This is a genomic window from Corallococcus aberystwythensis (assembly GCF_003612165.1).
Lineage (GTDB): Bacteria > Myxococcota > Myxococcia > Myxococcales > Myxococcaceae > Corallococcus > Corallococcus aberystwythensis.
The window spans coordinates 1-379 of sequence record NZ_RAWK01000624.1; the positions used below are offsets into that span (position 1 = coordinate 1).

Annotated in this window: 1 protein-coding gene; it reads left to right on the plus strand. The window is 51.7% G+C overall.

The features are described from left to right. Window positions 1-379, plus strand: a 379-nt coding sequence (locus D7W81_RS41785; protein ID WP_244227814.1) for an ABC transporter substrate-binding protein, incomplete at both ends; no start/stop codon positions are given.

The window sequence follows — 379 nt, forward strand, 5'->3', positions numbered from 1 at the left end:
TAGTGGGTTAGTGGCGCTGGGCATTGCGACAGCGTTGATGGCATCTTGTGCATTCGCTGCCAAAGATGTGGTGGTGGCGGTAGGATCGAACTTCACCACGCTCGATCCATATGACGCGAATGACACGTTATCTCAGGCCGTAGCGAAATCGTTTTACCAGGGGCTGTTCGGTCTCGATAAAGAGATGAAACTGAAAAGCGTGCTGGCGGAGAGTTATACCGTTTCCGATGGCGGCCTTACTTACACCGTGAAACTGCGGGAAGGAATTAAATTCCAGGATGGAACCGACTTCAACGCAGCGGCGGTAAAAGCGAATCTGGACCGGGCCAGCGATCCGGCGAATCATCTTAAACGCTACAACCTGTATAAGAATATTGCC